This window comes from Paraburkholderia sprentiae WSM5005 (assembly GCF_001865575.2).
In the GTDB taxonomy this organism is placed as follows: domain Bacteria; phylum Pseudomonadota; class Gammaproteobacteria; order Burkholderiales; family Burkholderiaceae; genus Paraburkholderia; species Paraburkholderia sprentiae.
On record NZ_CP017563.2, the window covers coordinates 215043 to 229694 of the forward strand.

The 14652-nt window shown below is 65.7% G+C and carries 10 protein-coding genes; 6 read left to right on the forward strand and 4 right to left on the reverse strand.

Annotated features, from left to right (window positions below):
* Position 1: 1 nt before the first annotated feature.
* The gene (locus BJG93_RS29645; RefSeq protein ID WP_407675349.1) at positions 2–724 is read right to left on the reverse strand and encodes a PIG-L deacetylase family protein; all 723 of its coding nucleotides are present in this window, start codon (positions 722–724) and stop codon (positions 2–4) included.
* Between the two features lie 163 nt (positions 725–887).
* Here BJG93_RS29645 and BJG93_RS29650 point away from each other — a divergent pair, with 163 nt between their 5' ends.
* Positions 888–1919 (forward strand): flavodoxin family protein, encoded by a 1032-nt coding sequence (locus BJG93_RS29650; protein WP_027194808.1) that lies wholly within the window; start codon positions 888–890, stop codon positions 1917–1919.
* Positions 1920–2092: 173 nt separating this feature from the next.
* On the opposite strand, the gene BJG93_RS29655 is transcribed toward BJG93_RS29650, so the two are convergent.
* From BJG93_RS29655 to BJG93_RS29665, 3 genes are all read right to left on the reverse strand, one after another.
* Positions 2093–6175, reverse strand: coding sequence for a CheR family methyltransferase (locus BJG93_RS29655; protein ID WP_027194809.1), 4083 nt, complete (start codon positions 6173–6175; stop codon positions 2093–2095).
* A gap of 106 nt (positions 6176–6281) precedes the next feature.
* Positions 6282–7271 carry a chemotaxis protein CheB gene (locus BJG93_RS29660; protein ID WP_027194810.1) on the reverse strand — a complete coding sequence of 330 codons (990 nt, stop codon included), beginning with the start codon at positions 7269–7271 and terminating at the stop codon, positions 6282–6284.
* Between the two features lie 105 nt (positions 7272–7376).
* On the reverse strand, positions 7377–8462 hold the full coding sequence (locus tag BJG93_RS29665; RefSeq protein WP_027194811.1) for a glycosyltransferase family 4 protein: 1086 nt from the start codon (positions 8460–8462) through the stop codon (positions 7377–7379).
* A 139-nt stretch (positions 8463–8601) separates the two neighbouring features.
* Here BJG93_RS29665 and BJG93_RS29670 point away from each other — a divergent pair, with 139 nt between their 5' ends.
* The 5 genes from BJG93_RS29670 (at position 8602) to ctaD (ending at position 14643) form a co-directional block, all read left to right on the forward strand.
* Complete coding sequence (locus BJG93_RS29670) at positions 8602–9174, forward strand: hemerythrin domain-containing protein (RefSeq protein ID WP_027194812.1); 573 nt, start codon at positions 8602–8604, stop codon at positions 9172–9174.
* Between the two features lie 36 nt (positions 9175–9210).
* Positions 9211–10419: a zinc-dependent alcohol dehydrogenase gene (locus BJG93_RS29675; RefSeq protein WP_027194813.1), complete on the forward strand. Its 1209-nt coding sequence runs from the start codon at positions 9211–9213 to the stop codon at positions 10417–10419.
* 35 nt (positions 10420–10454) lie between these two features.
* A complete protein-coding gene (locus BJG93_RS29680; protein WP_027194814.1) occupies positions 10455–10727 on the forward strand; it encodes a DUF6723 family protein in 273 nt (90 codons plus the stop codon).
* A gap of 179 nt (positions 10728–10906) precedes the next feature.
* Positions 10907–11995 carry a cytochrome c oxidase subunit II gene (locus BJG93_RS29685; protein ID WP_027194815.1) on the forward strand — a complete coding sequence of 363 codons (1089 nt, stop codon included), beginning with the start codon at positions 10907–10909 and terminating at the stop codon, positions 11993–11995.
* A complete protein-coding gene (gene ctaD, locus BJG93_RS29690; RefSeq protein ID WP_027194816.1) occupies positions 11992–14643 on the forward strand; it encodes a cytochrome c oxidase subunit I in 2652 nt (883 codons plus the stop codon). The genes BJG93_RS29685 and ctaD overlap by 4 nt, the downstream gene beginning before the upstream one ends.
* Positions 14644–14652: the final 9 nt, after the last annotated feature.

The following is a 14652-nucleotide window of genomic DNA, read 5'->3' on the forward strand; positions in this document are numbered from 1 at the left end:
GTCACGCGGCTTGCGCAGATCGGCTCGACTCGACACGACAAAGCTGCCAATAGCGTTCGGCCGAAAAGAGGCTCGCCCGTCCTTCGGGACCGAACGCGCGCAGTTGGCTGCGATAGGCGTCGAGCGCCGCGCGCTTCATGCGCTCGTGCTGCGGTGTGCCTGGCACATCGAACGCATGCGGCGTGTCGGCGGCATACCCGCGTTTCGCCAGCTCGCACAGGCGCGCTTGCACGACGCCGGGCATGTGCCGGTAGGGCACGTCTTCATAGGCGATGAACGGCGTGGCTGGATCACGCTGCATCAGTGCGAGGCAGGCACTGGCCACAAGAACGTGATCCGAATGGAACAGCCCCAACGGCATCAGCACGCGCGTGGGTTTGGCGTTGGAAACCGTCCGGCTCAGCGCGGCGACCAGCGCGTCCACATCGGGCGAGGCCTGGTACTGGGCGTCGCGGAACAGCAAATGCACGGGCGTCGCCGACAGCAGACCAAGCGCCTCCCGGTCCTCCGCCTGCCGCGTGCGCATCGCTTCGAGCGCGTCGGTGAAACCGGACGCGCGGTCCCAGTCGGTCGCCATGTTCTCGGCAGGCGGCGCGGTGAAGACGGTGCAAACGACCGTGCCGGGATGCGCGGCGATCAGCAGTCCACAGCTGAGGACCGCATCGTCGAGATGCGGTGAAATAACGAGCAGGCGCGGGTTCGATTCCATACCGGCGACTAGCAAGCTGCATTCCGCCGCCGGGGGGCGCGCGGCGGGCCGCGCTGGTATGGGACTTGCTCAGTCTGCGGTTCCACTATCGCCTACCACGCTAGCCATGAGCCCCACTGGAAAGCCGCCCGACCACGTCCGCACCGTCGAAGTCCGCAAAGGTCAGGTCACCGAGTCAATGTCCCGGGAGGCGTTTCGCGAACGCTTCATGGCCCGCTTCTACGACCCGGCGTTTCGCGCGGAAGACGCATCGCTCGCGCGGCTCGAAGCGATCGCATGGGATGCCTATCGCCAGGGCCGCAAGGCTCCAGTCACTGAAAAGGCCGGGCCGGGATTCGCGGACCCGGACTACGATCTGTCGGTCGAATGGCGTGCGGCGAGCGAGCGGGTCAAGGCGGCACAAGCGCGGCAGCGCGATCCAGCGGCGCGCTCGCGCGTGCTCGTGGTCAACGCGTCGTCGCGCAACGACTACACGTGCCCCGGCGAAATGTCGAAGAGCTTCCGGCTGGCGAAGATCGCGCAGCAAGCGCTCGAAAGTCGGTCCTGCGACGTCGATTTCCTCGACCTTTCGCGCCTGAACTCCGATCGCGATCTGCATATTCACCCGTGCAAAGGCTGTGTGTCGACCGCGATGCCGCTGTGCCACTGGCCGTGCAGTTGCTATCCGAACCACTCGCTCGGGCTCGTCAACGACTGGATGAACGACATCTATGAACGCTTCGCCGCCTGTCACGGCGTGCTGATCGTGACGCCGGTCTACTGGTATCAGGTGTCCGCCCCGCTCAAGCTGTTGATGGATCGCCTCGTGTGCGCAGACGGCGGCAATCCCGATCCGACCTCGACGCACGGCAAGAAACCGGACGAAGCGAAGCGTCTCGAACTCGCCGGCTGGGACTATCCGAAACATCTGGCGGGTAGAGCCTACGGCGTGGTCGTGCATGGCGACGTTGCCGGTATCGAGGACTCGCGCCGGGCCCTCGCCGACTGGCTCGACTGGATGGGCTTCGTCGAATCGGGCGCGAAGTCGCGGCTCGATCGTTTTATCGGCTATTACGAGCCTTACGCGACCAGCCATGAAGCGCTCGATCGCGACGAGGACATGCAGCAGGAAGTGGCCAACGTGGCCGAAGCCGTCGCGACCTGCATCGAGCAGATCCGTGCCGGGCACAAGGAACCGGATGACGGCCTCGGCACCCCCCGCGCCAAATAACCCGCAACTCACATAAGAACGGCGAAGCATGAAGAACGACGAAGTGGCGAGCCCGCGCACGGCGCCGCGCACGCGCGTCAATGTGAATGCGGCCGTTGCGCGGGTCGCCTCACGCAACGCACCACCGTCGCGAGGCCACGGATAGACACGTTGCGCGCCGCCAGGTCGGCGACTCAACCGCGCAGCCGCGCGAAAGTACTCAGCAGTTCTTCGAGAATCACCGGCTTTTTTAGGTACGCGTCGAAGCCCGCGTCTTCGGCCGCGCTGATGTCCGATTGCTGGCCAAAGCCGCTGACCGCGACGCAGATAACGGACTTCATCGCCGGCATGCCGCGCAGTTTGCCGATGAACTCCATGCCGTCCATGCCCGGCATGCCGATGTCGGACAGGATCACATCCGGCGGGTTGCCGTCGATGATCGTCAGCGCTTCCTCGCCGCTCGTCGCGGTCCGCACTTCGACGCCCTCGCTTTCCAGCAGCAGTTTGAGAGTTTCGACAGTCGCGGCATCGTCGTCGACCATCAGGATGCGCATGCCTTTGAGCGAGTCGGCGGCGACTTCGGTCCCCGGGCTCCTGCCCATGGCGAGCCGGTGGACGGGCAGCGTCACGGTGAACGTCGCGCCGCGGCCCACGCCGTCCGACTCCGCGCGCACGGCGCCGCCGTGCAGGTTGACCAGTTCACGCACCAGCGCGAGGCCGATGCCGAGGCCCCCGCGGCGCGTGCGGGGATCGCGGCTCTGCTGAAACATTTCGAAGATATGCGGCAGCAGCGACGGCTCGATGCCGATGCCGGTATCAGTGACGCGCAGCACGGCTTCGGCCTGATCGTTGACCTGCAACGACACCCGGATCGAACCGCGCTGTGTGAACTTCAGCGCATTGCTGATCAGATTCCACACGATCTGCTCGATACGCGTGAGGTCCGCGTGAACGATCACGGGTGCATCGCTCATCTCGACACTGAGCGCGATGCCGCGCTGCGCGGCATCGTCCTGCACCGCGCTGCATACGCGCTGGACGATCTCGCGCATGTCGACCACGGTGCGCACGACCGACAGTTTGCCGGTCCGCACCCGCGAAATGTCGAGCAGATCGTCGATGATTTGCGCCTGGCCGATCACGGTGCGGCGGATCGTATCCGTCGCGCGCGACAGGTTCAGGTTGCGCCGTGTTTCCGGCGCGCGCGCGATCAGCTCGGCGCTCGCCGAGATCAGGTTCAGCGGATGCTTGAGCTCGTGCGACACGACCGCGAGAAACTCGTCGCGGCGCCGCTGCGCGTCGCGCTCGCTTGCCGCACGCAGCGTTTCGATGTGGGTGCCGCGTCCCGAGCTAGGGTCGTTGGCGAACTCGCCGAGATCGCGCGTGATCTTCGCAAAGCCGCTGATGCCCGGTTCGTCGAGACGGGACAGCACGCCGCTCGCGAAAAAGCGCGTGCCGTCCTTGCGCAGATGCCAGCGCTCCTCTTCGGCGCGGCCGTTCAGACGCGCTTCCGCGAACTCACGTTGCGCGACGTTGGCGGCGCGATCCTCCTCGGTGTACAGGGAGTCAGTAGTCTGGCCGATCATTTCGGCTTCCGAATAGCCGAAAATCCGTTCCGCGCCTGCGTTCCAGCTAGTGACCACGCCGTTCTCGTCGAACGTGATGATCGCGTAGTCCTTGGTGCCCTCGGCGACGATGCGCATGCGCCGCTCGCCTTCGCGCAGCCGGTCTTCCGCCTGACGGCGCCCGGTGATGTCGATGAACGACAGCACCGCGCCGTCGATGCGGTCTTCCGTCGTGCGGTAGGGCACGAAGCGGGCGAGATACCAGCGCCCGTCGCTACTCTTCAGCTCGCGCTCGATCAGGCGCAGCGAGTCGAACGCTTCGGCTGCGTCGTCGGCGAGCTTGTCGTATTCGAGCCGGTGCGTGATGTCGAGCAACGAGCGCCCGATGTCCGACGGGATGATGCTGAAGACGTCGGTCGCGCGCGGCGTATAGCGCTTGATGCAGATATTGCGGTCGACGAAGATCGTGCCGATGTCGTTCGCGGCGATCAGGTTGTGCAGGTCGTCGTTGATCTTGCCGGTTTCCTCGACTTTCGACTTCAGCTCCGCGTTGACGGTGGTCAGCTCCTCGTTGATCGATTGCAGTTCTTCCTTGCTGGTCTCGAGTTCTTCGGTCGCCGAGCGCAGTTCCTCGTTGATCGCCTGCAATTCCTCGTTCGATGCCTTCAACTCCTCGGTCGACGTTTCCGACTGCTCGATGGTCGACTGCAACTGCTCCTTGGTGCGTTGCAGCTCGCGTTCGAGCTGGCTGATGATCGGGTCTCTCTGCCCGTCGACCGGCGCCGTTTCGCCGTTGCCCATGCTGTCCTCGACCTCGTCGAACAGCACCAGCACGAAGTCCGCGTTCGCTTCCGGGTCGTGCACCGGCCGGGCGGTCACGTTGACGAAGTACGAACGGTCGTCGCGCTCGATGCGCACGCGGCGCGCTTCGACGCTGCGGTTCGTGTGCAAGGCCTGATAAATCGCGGTACGCAGTTCGAGCCGCAGTTCGGGACGCACGGCCGCCACGATGTTATGCGACGGTTCGCCGCCCGAATACTGCAGGAAACGCCCGGCGCGATCCGATAGATGAACGATTTCGGATTCGCGGCTCACCAGCACACTGGGCGGCGCGTACTGCTCGACGAGCCGCTGATGCAAGTCGCCGAACGAAAAGCGCCGGCGCCCCGGCGGCTGCACCGTGGTCACGACGGGGCGCGAGCTCATCGTGCCCGAAATGGCGATCGGCACCGGCGTGTCGCCGCGCACCACCGCGTTGGCGCGATAGATGCGGTTGCGCTTATCGATAACGGTGAACATCGAGCTCACGCCATCGGCCGACTCGGAGCTGCCGAGGAACAGCACGCCGCCAGGCCGCAGCGCGAAGTGGAACATCTTCAGGATTTCGATCTGCGCTTCGCGGTCGAGGTAGATCAGCAGGTTGCGGCAGCAGATCATGTCGAGCCGCGAGAACGGCGGGTCGCTCAGCACGTTATGGTGCGCGAACAGCATGTGTTCGCGCAGTTCCTTCTTGATCCGGAAATGCGTGGCGTCTTTGTTGAAGAACTGGCGGATGCGCGCCGGCGTCAGGTCGGCGGAGATCGAGTCCGGGTACAGACCGGCACGCGCGAATGAAATGGCGCGTTCGTCGATGTCGGTCGCGAATACCTGGAACGACACGCCCTCGGACGACTTCAGCGAGCGTTCCTGCAGCAGCATCGCCAGCGAATACGCTTCCTCGCCGGTCGCGCAGCCCACCGACCAGGCACGGATACGGTCCTGTTCGCCGCAGGTTTCGAACAGGGGCGGCAACACCTCGCGCTCGAGCACGTCGAACGCTTCCTTATCACGGAAGAAATTCGTGACGCTGATCAGCATGTCCTGCAGCAGCGCCTGGGTTTCGTCGGGGTGCAGATGCAAATAGTCGCGATACACCTGCAGGTCGGTAATGCCGTTGACCTGCAGCCGCCGTTCGATGCGGCGCAGAACCGTGGCCCGTTTGTAGTGCCGGAAGTCGTGCGCGGTGCGCGTGCGCAAAATCACCATGATTTCGCGCAACGCGCGCTCGGCCGACTCGTTGACCGTGACTTCCTCCGGCTCGTCCGGCTGCGCGGGCGGCAAACGGATTTCCCGCGCGGTGGACCACAAATCGAGCAGCCGTTGCGGCATCTCGGCCGCGGGCATCACGAAGTCGGCCATGCCGGTCGCCATCGCGCTGCGCGGCATGCTGTCGTATTCCGCCTCGTTCGGGTCCTGCACGAGCGTGATGCCACCCATTTCCTTGATCCGCGACAGCCCCACCGAGCCGTCGGAGCCCGCGCCCGACATTACGATGCCGATCGCGCGTTGGCGGTGCGCCTCCGCGAGCGTGCGGAAGAACAGATCGATGCCCGCGCGGCGTCCTTGCTCGGGCTGCTTCTGCGTGACGCGCAGGTAGCCGTCGACCATGATCATCTCGAACGAGGGCGCGACCAGATAGACGTGGTCCGATTCGATCGGCGTGGGGCTCGTGACCTGCAGCACGGGCATGCTGGTGACTTTCTGCAGCAGCGAGGCCAGATTGCTTTCGTGATCCGGAGACAGGTGAACGACCACCACGAAGGCCATCGAGGTATGCGCGGGCAGCGCCTCGAAGAATTCCGTCAGCGCGCTAAGCCCTCCCGCCGATGCGCCGATACCGACGATCGGATAGAGTGCCTGGCTAGGCAGAGTCTGCCCTCGCTTTTTTGACATGGCAGCGGGTCCCCTTCTTGGAAAAGAATAGTGTCCAGCGGTGGATTTTTATAGGGCAACGAGCCCATTTCTTGCTGGCTCGGATCGCCATTATCCCGCACTGCACCTATTTTTCCATCAGCAAGGACTGCAGCAGCTCGGCCGCGCGTCTCGCCCGCCGTGCGTTGTCCTCCTCGCGCTGTTGCGCGGTGGTGTCGCCTGTCTTTTCGAAATGGTCACGGAGTTCGCTGCTGAACATTTCGCGCTCGCGCAGCGCACGCAGCGCGTTGCGCAGCGAATCCTCGGCATCGACCATGAGGCCGTCGTGGAGCGACGCGGCCGAATACGCGTGACCGGTATGGCAGCGATAACGCATCACGCGCGATGCAGCGATGCGCCACAGCGTGCCGTTGCACTCGGGGCAGGTGAAAGTCGACGGCGTCGCGAGTCCCCTGATCGCATCGAACGGCGGGGCACCGGCCAGCCATGCGCTCTGTTCGAGGACGATGCGATCGGTCGCCTCGCGCCGGGCAGGGTCGTTTGTCTCCGGCCCGCTGGCGTTGGCGCGGGTCAGGCTTACCAAACACTGCCCCATTTTATCGAGGGGCAGCACGTAGTCGGCAAACGGCGACGCGTGTCGCGGCATGTCGCTCGCGAACGCATCGGCCGGGTCCTGCACGAGCGTCGCGCCGCCGCACGCCTGGATCGCTTCGAGGCCGGCGGCGCCGTCGTCGAGCAGGCCGGTCAGAATCACGCCGATCGCGCGCGGCCCAATCTGGGCCGCCGCGCTGCGAAAGAGCGGGTCGATCGCCGGCCGTGCGAAATTTTCTTTCGCGCTATGCAGAAGCCGCAACTGGCCATCCTCGACCACGAGGTGCCGATCAGGCGGCGCCACGTAAATTGTGCCGGGCGCGTAACGTTCGCCGTCCTCGGCGTGCTTCGCGGGTAGCGGGCCGGCATAGCTCAGGAGTGCGGGCAACATGCTGCCGTGCGCGCCGATGTGGAGCACGACGGCGATGCTGGCGGGAATATCGACGGGAAGCTGCGAGGCAAGCAAACGCAATGCATCGACCCCTCCCGAGGACGTGCCGATTACGATGAAGTCGCGCTGGGCCAAGTGGGCTCCGGGACGTGGGCAAAACTTTGGTATCGATCAGGAAATCGAGCAAGCGATATGCCGCCCAGGCGCTTTTCCGCGTCGCCGCTGAAAAGCGCCCGCTGGCTACCCGCTGACAGTTGCGGGCTGGCTGCCGCTCGCTCCCGGATCGCCGTTCGCCTCGCGTGCGAGCAGCGTGTCGTAAATCGTCAGATAGTCGTCGGTCATGCGGGCGGCCGTGAAGCGGCGCTCGAACGCGCGGCGGCATGCGCCGCGCTCGATGCCCCCGACGCGCCCAACGGCCCGTACCGCCTCATCCACGTTATCGACGATCAGGCCGCTCACGCCGTCTTCGAGCAATTCGGGCACCGCGCCGCGGCGAAACGCGATCACCGGTGTACCGCAGGCCAGTGCCTCGATGATCACCATACCGAACGGCTCGTCCCATTGGATCGGCAGCAGCAACGCGCGTGCGTTCGCGATCAATTGCCGGCGCGCGAGGCCGCCGACTTCGCCAAGATATTCGGTGAACCCGCTCGAGCGGCGCAATAGCGGATCGATGTGCTCGCGGAAATAGTCGCGCTCGCCGGCATGGATCTTCGCGGCGATCTTCAACGGCAAGCCGCTGCGCCGGGCGATGTCGATCGCGAGATCGGGACCTTTCTCCGGCATCATGCGGCCGAGAAAAAGCAGGTAGGAACCGGCCATCGGTTGAAACTCGAACTCGCCTAGCGGCAGTCCGTGATGGACCGTGCCCTGCCAGTTCGCCCACGGCACCGGCCGGCGCTGACTCGCGGAAATCGACACGACCGGCACGCGCGCAAATTCGCGAAACAGCGGGCCATGATCGTGCGGCAGCAGACGCCCGTGCAGCGTCGTCAGGCTGCGGCACGGCAGGCGCTCGGCGCACGGGAAATGCAGCGGCTCGCCGTGAAAATGGACGATGTCGAAATGGTGCGCATCGCGAATCACGCGCGCGAGCTGCCTGAGGTGATGCGTTTGCGTGTCCCACACGTTCGCGTCGCGCCACAGACCGCGCGGGCAGATCGGCACGAGCCGCGCGGCGGTGGTCGAATCGGCGCTCGCATAGAGCGTCACGTCGTGGCCGTGCGCGACCAGTCCTTCGGTCAGATACGACACGACGCGTTCGGTCGCGCCGTACGCGAACGGCGGCACGCTTTCGTAAAGCGGAGCGATCTGGGCGATTCTCATTGATCGTTAAAACGGGAAAAAAGAGGTTTGCGCGCAACCCGCCGCGCCGGACCACTAGCAAGCGACGTACCGAGGCACGACCGATGACGCGGTATGGCGTTTGCTCGACCGGGGCACGTCAACGATAAACGGAGCCGCCATGAACGACCGCGTAACGAAATCCGCGAAGTCCGCTTCCGACGACACCACGCCGTCGGCTCCGCGCGAAACCGCGCGCGCAGCCGACGCGCTGGCGCTGCTCGAAGCCGATCACCGCGCCGTGGAGAAACTCTTCGACGCCTTCGCTCAATCCCGCGGCGACCAGCGCGACACGCTCGACGCGAAAGCCGCGCTGGCGCAGCGCGCGTGCGAAGAGCTGACGATGCACACGATCATCGAGGAAGAGTTGCTGTACCCGGCCGCGCAACAGGCGCTGCCCGAGGACGACGAGCTCGATGTCGACGAAGCCTTCGTCGAGCATTTTCTGGTGAAGACGCTGATCGCGAAGTTCGAGACGCTGAAGCCGGGCGATCAGGGCTTCGACGCGACGTTCAAGGTCATGTCCGAGCTCGTGCGGCATCACATCGAGGAAGAGGAAGGCCAACTCTTTCCGGCCTTGCGGCGCACCGGCTGCGATCTCGCCGCGCTCGGTAACAAGATCGCGGCGCGCAAGCAAACGCTGCAAGCCAGGCTGGATGAGGCGGGCGCTCGCGCGGTCGGCGACAAGACCTGACCGGCGCCAGGCGCCGTCGAGCAATGGAGGTGGATGATGAAGGCAGTGGTATTTCACGGCATCGGCGATATTCGCCTCGACAACGTGCCGGACCCGCAATTGCAGCAGCCGACCGACGCGCTCGTGCGGCTCACGTCGAGCGCGATCTGCGGCACCGACCTGCACATGGTGCGCGGCACCCTCGGCGAGATGGAGCCCGGCACGATCCTCGGGCACGAGGGCCTCGGCATCGTCGAGGAAGTGGGGCGCTCGGTGCGCAATCTGTGCCAGGGCGACCGCGTGCTGATCCCGTCGACGATCTCGTGCGGCTTCTGCTCGTATTGCCGCGCGGGCTACACCGCGCAATGCGATACCGCGAATCCGCACGGGCCCGCAGCCGGCACGGCGTTTTTCGGCGGCCCCAAATCGACCGGACCGTTTCAGGGTTTGCAGGCGCAATACGCGCGCGCGCCGCTCGCGCACGCGAGTCTGATGCGCTTGCCCGACGAGATCGACGACGACCGCGCGATCATGCTGTCGGACATTTTTCCGACCGGCTATTTCGGCGCGCAACTGGCGGGCATTCGTACCGGCGATACGGTCGCGGTGTTCGGCGCGGGACCGGTCGGGCAGTTTGCCGTCGCGAGTGCGAAGCTGATGGGCGCGGGGCGCGTGCTGGTGGTGGATCGCGTTGCTTCGCGGCTCGATATGGCGCGCGCGCAAGGCGCGGAAGTGATCGACTTCGACGACGAAGACCCGGTCGACATGATCCTGCAACTGACCGGGGGTATCGGCGTGGATCGCGTGATCGATGCGGTCGGCGTCGATGCAGAGCGCGCGGAGCACGGCCCGGCCGCGCAAAAAGAGAAGGACCAGCAGCAGCTGTTCGATCAGGAAGTCAAAAAGATCGCGCCGCAGAGCAAGCCCGAGGGCGGCAACTGGCAGCCCGGCAGCGGGCCGTCGCAGGTGCTGCAGTGGGCGGTGCGCGCCGTCGCGAAGGCGGGCACGGTGGCGATCATCGGCGTGTATCCGCCGAGCGATCGAGATTTCCCGATCGGCGAGGCGATGAACCGCAATCTGATCCTGCGCATGGGCAACTGCAACCATCGCGCGGTGACGCCCCGTCTGATCGAGCTGATGCGCAACGGCACGTTCGATCCGCTCGCGGTGCTAACGCAGCGCGAGCCGCTGGTCGATGCAATCGCGGCCTACCGTGAGTTCGACCGGCGCGAACCGGGCTGGATCAAAGTGAAGCTGGAGCCTTGAATTGCGGGGACGGCGTGATTCACGAAGGGAAAGCCATGTCCAGGAGAAAGCTGAAACTGCTCCAATACTCGCCTGCGGCCGCCCTCTCGCGCGACGACTTTTCGATCTTCGTCACCGCGCGACGCAGCGCCGACGGGCGATTCTATGCCGACCTGCTGGTGAGCCGTAAGGTGGACGGCCGCCGTCTGTTCCCCTTCGATGGCGCGCCCGAAGTCGGCCCGTTCGACAGCATCGAAGAAGCGCGGCTCGCCGCCGAGGAATACGGCGCGCGGATCGTCGCGGGCGACCTTGCCTGTCCCGAGGCCTGAGCGCGCGGCTTTCATCGCGCTCACCGATCCGGTCGGGCCGATCGCCGGCAACGCGCCGCCATCGGCGGTTGATTCGAATGAGTCGCCATTGGAACAGCGCTTGCTGGGCTGCACGCGAATCGGACAGCTCACTGCCTTCTACACCTGTGATGGTCGACATCGCTGGACCTATCGGACCTATGGCTTCTGACCGCATCGCGTTCGTTGCGCGGCGCGGCGTGCGCGTTCTGCTCGCCTGCGTGGCACGCAGCGCGTGCGCACAGCAAGCGCCGCAGGATGCGTTGCATCCGGCCGGCGTGCAGGCCGCGCACATCGTGCGGCTCTGGCACCTGTCGCTGATCGTGTGTGGGGCGGTGTTCGCCGCGGTGCTGTTGGCGACGCTGGTTGCGCTGGTTCGCCGCGCCGATAGGAGCGGCGATACCGGCAGCGATAGAGGTGGCGATAGGGGGGGCGACGAGCATGCGCCGCTCGCGCAGCCGCAGGAGCGCGGACCACAGCGCGCGGTCGCCATCGTCAGCATCGCGTCGGTGGTGGTGTTGCTGGGGCTGATCGTCGCCGACGTGTTGACCGATCGCGCGCTGTCGCGCTTGCCGGTCGACAACGCGCTGCATCTCGAAGTCACCGGCCAGCAGTGGTGGTGGAAGATCGACTATCCCAGCGACGCGCAACAGCCGGGGTTCTCCACCGCCAACGAATTTCACGTGCCGGCGGGGCGTCCGGTCATCATCGCGCTCAAGACGACCGACGTGATCCACAGCTTCTGGATGCCCAATCTGCATGGCAAGAAGGACATGCTGCCGGGCATCGATTCGACGATCGAATTTCGCGTCGACAAAACCGGCATCTATCGCGGCCAATGTGCCGAATATTGCGGCGCCGAGCACGCATGGATGGCGATGTTCGTGACCGCCGACACGCCAGAGCGCTATGCGCAGTGGCGCGCGCAGCAGGCCACACCTGCCGTGGCGGCGGCACTCAGTCCGTCCGATGGGCTTGCGCAACGCGGCCTCCAGATCTTCGAGCAGTCGAGCTGCGCGAACTGCCACACCGTGCGCGGCACGTCGGCGCAGGGCACGCTCGGCCCGGACCTCACGCACCTGATGAGCCGGCAGACGATCGCCGCGGGCGTGCTGTCAAACACGCAGCAGAACCTCGCGGCATGGATCCGCGACCCGAACGCGGTCAAGCCGGGCACGACCATGCCGACGGTGCCGCTCTCCGCATCCGACCGGCAAGCGCTGGTCGCCTGGCTCGGAACGCTAAGATGAGCACGCTCGAACGCCCGCCGGCCTTGCATGCCGACCTTGCGATCAAGGACGGGCCCGACGCGCCCGCCGAGACGGCCGCGCTGCTGGCCGATACGTGGCGCGATCCGCCTGGGGTGATCGGCTGGCTGTCGGCGATCAATCACAAGACGATCGCGCGACGCTTCATCGTCACCACGTTCGCGTTCTTCCTGCTCGCGGGGCTACTTGCGCTCACGATGCGCACGCAGCTCGCGCGGCCGAACAATCACCTGGTCGGTCCCGACTTCTACGACCAGCTGTTCACGATGCACGGCACGACGATGATGTTCCTGTTCGCCGTGCCGGTGATGCAGGCGGTCGCCGGCTACCTGATTCCGTTGATGATCGGCGCGCGCAGCGTCGCTTTTCCGCGCATGAACGCGTACGCGTACTGGGTGTTCCTGTTCGGCGGACTGACGCTCTACGTCGCGTTCGCGATGGGCGCGGGGCCGCGCTCGGGCTGGTTCAGCTACGTGCCGCTTGCCGGCCCCGACTACGCGACCGGTAAAGGCTCCGACATCTGGGCGCAGATGATTACGTTTACCGAACTGTCGGCGCTGCTGGAAGCGATCGTGCTGATCACGACCATCCTGAAGATGCGCGCGCCCGGCATGTCGCTAAACCGGCTACCGCTGTTCGCGTGGGCGACGCTCGTCACGCAGTTCATGGTGCTGTTCGCGATGCCCGCGATCATGCTCGCGAGTACCGCGCTGATTCTGGACCGGCTGGTCGGCACGCAGTTTTACAACCCGTCACTCGGCGGCGACGTGCTGCTGTGGCAGCACCTGTTCTGGTTCTTCGGACACCCGGAGGTGTACCTGATCTTCATCCCGGCGCTCGGCTTCATGTCGTCGATCATCGAGACCTTCGCGCGCCGGCCGGTGGTTGGCTATCCAGCGATGGTGCTCGCGCTGATCGCGACCGCGTTCCTTGCGTTCGGGCTGTGGGTGCATCACATGTTCGCGACCACGGTGCCCGAACTGGGCAAGAGCTTCTTTACGGCCGCGAGCGTGCTGATCGCGGTACCGTCGGGCATCCAGATCTATTGCTGGCTCGCGACGCTGCTGACCGGCAAGCTCAGACTCAGAGCACCGCTGCTGTTCGTGCTCGCGTTCTTCTTCATCCTCGTGCTGGGCGGCATGACCGGCATCATGCTCGGCTCGGTCGCGCTGGATCTACAGGTTCACGACACCTACTTCGTGGTCGCGCATCTGCATTACGTGCTGATCGGCGGCGCGGTGTTTCCGCTGTTCGGCGCGTTCTACTACTGGTTTCCGAAGATCACCGGACGCATGCTCGGCGAGCGTCTCGGGCGCTGGCATTTCTGGCTGTGGTTCATCGGCTTCAACCTCACGTTCTTGCCGATGCACTGGCTCGGTTTGCATGGCATGACGCGGCGCATCTGGACCTATCCCGATGGGCTCGGCTGGGGGCCGATGAACTTCGGCGCGACGCTCGGCGCGTACCTGATGGGCGTCGGCGTCGTGCTGTTCCTCGTCAACGTGGTGCGCAGCCGCCGGCGCGGCGCGGTTGCGCCGGCCGATCCCTGGGGCGGCGGCACACTGGAATGGAGCACGCCGAGCCCGCCGCCGCCGCACAACTTCGACGCGCTGCCGATCGTGCATGGCCGCCATCCGTTGTGGGAGCCGTCGCAGCAACCGGCGTCGGTGTCGGGTCTCACGGCCGGCGCGCGCGAGGTGCTGACGACGAGCGCGCTCGATGCGATCGCCGAAACCCGCCCGCTGTTTCCGGCGCCGTCGATCTGGCCGTTTCTGAGCGCGGTCGCGACGACGATCTTCTTCATCGGCTCGATCTTCACGCCGACGGCCGTGTGGTGGGGCACCGTACCGGTCGCGGCGGCGATGATCGCGTGGTTCTGGCCGACGCGCGCGAGCAACGGGCTGGCGCGCGCGCTCGAACGCTGGCCGTCGTCGCGCGCCGGAGCAACGCCGCACGAAACGGCGCGCGAAACGGCGCGCGAAACGGCGCGAATCCGCACCGTCGCCGCGCCCGATGACGCGCCCGATCGCACCGTCTCGACACTCGACGTGCGCGCGCTGCCGAGCTTCGACTTCAGCCATCGCAGCCTGATGTGGTGGGCGACCGCCGGATTGATGGCGATCGAAGCCACCGTGTTCGCGATCGCGGTCGCGATGTATTTCTATCTGCGCGGCGTGAACGCGGCCTGGCCGATGCACGCGCCGCCGCCCGCTCCGCTGTGGGGCACGCTCAACACGGTCGTTATGCTTCTGAGCCTCGCGCCGAACCAGCTTGCGAAACGGGCGGCGGAGCGCGGCGAGCGCGCTCGCGCGTGCGTGTGGCTCAGCGTGTGTCTCGCGTTCGCGCTGGTTTTCCTCGTGTTGCGCGGCTTCGAATTCGCGGCGCTCAACGTGATGTGGTACGCCAATGCCTACGGCTCGATCGTCTGGCTGCTGCTCGGGCTGCACACCACGCATCTGGTGACCGACGCCGTCGACACCGCCGTGCTCGCGCTGTTGCTCAAGACCGGTCCTTTCGAGAGCAAACGGTTGCTCGACACCAGCGAAAACGCGATCTACTGGTACTTCGTCGTGCTGAGCTGGCTCCCTATCTACGCGGTGCTGTATCTTGCGCCGCGCATGCATCTGTGATTCGCGAGG

Coding starts and splice junctions, on each gene's coding strand:
- BJG93_RS29655 (WP_027194809.1), bottom strand. CDS start 6,175: ATGTCAAAAAAGCGAGGGCAGACTCTGCCTAGCCAGGCACTCTATCCG.
- BJG93_RS29665 (WP_027194811.1), bottom strand. CDS start 8,462: ATGAGAATCGCCCAGATCGCTCCGCTTTACGAAAGCGTGCCGCCGTTC.
- BJG93_RS29685 (WP_027194815.1), top strand. CDS start 10,907: ATGGCTTCTGACCGCATCGCGTTCGTTGCGCGGCGCGGCGTGCGCGTT.
- BJG93_RS29675 (WP_027194813.1), top strand. CDS start 9,211: ATGAAGGCAGTGGTATTTCACGGCATCGGCGATATTCGCCTCGACAAC.
- BJG93_RS29650 (WP_027194808.1), top strand. CDS start 888: ATGTCCCGGGAGGCGTTTCGCGAACGCTTCATGGCCCGCTTCTACGAC.
- BJG93_RS29680 (WP_027194814.1), top strand. CDS start 10,455: ATGTCCAGGAGAAAGCTGAAACTGCTCCAATACTCGCCTGCGGCCGCC.
- ctaD (WP_027194816.1), top strand. CDS start 11,992: ATGAGCACGCTCGAACGCCCGCCGGCCTTGCATGCCGACCTTGCGATC.
- BJG93_RS29670 (WP_027194812.1), top strand. CDS start 8,602: ATGAACGACCGCGTAACGAAATCCGCGAAGTCCGCTTCCGACGACACC.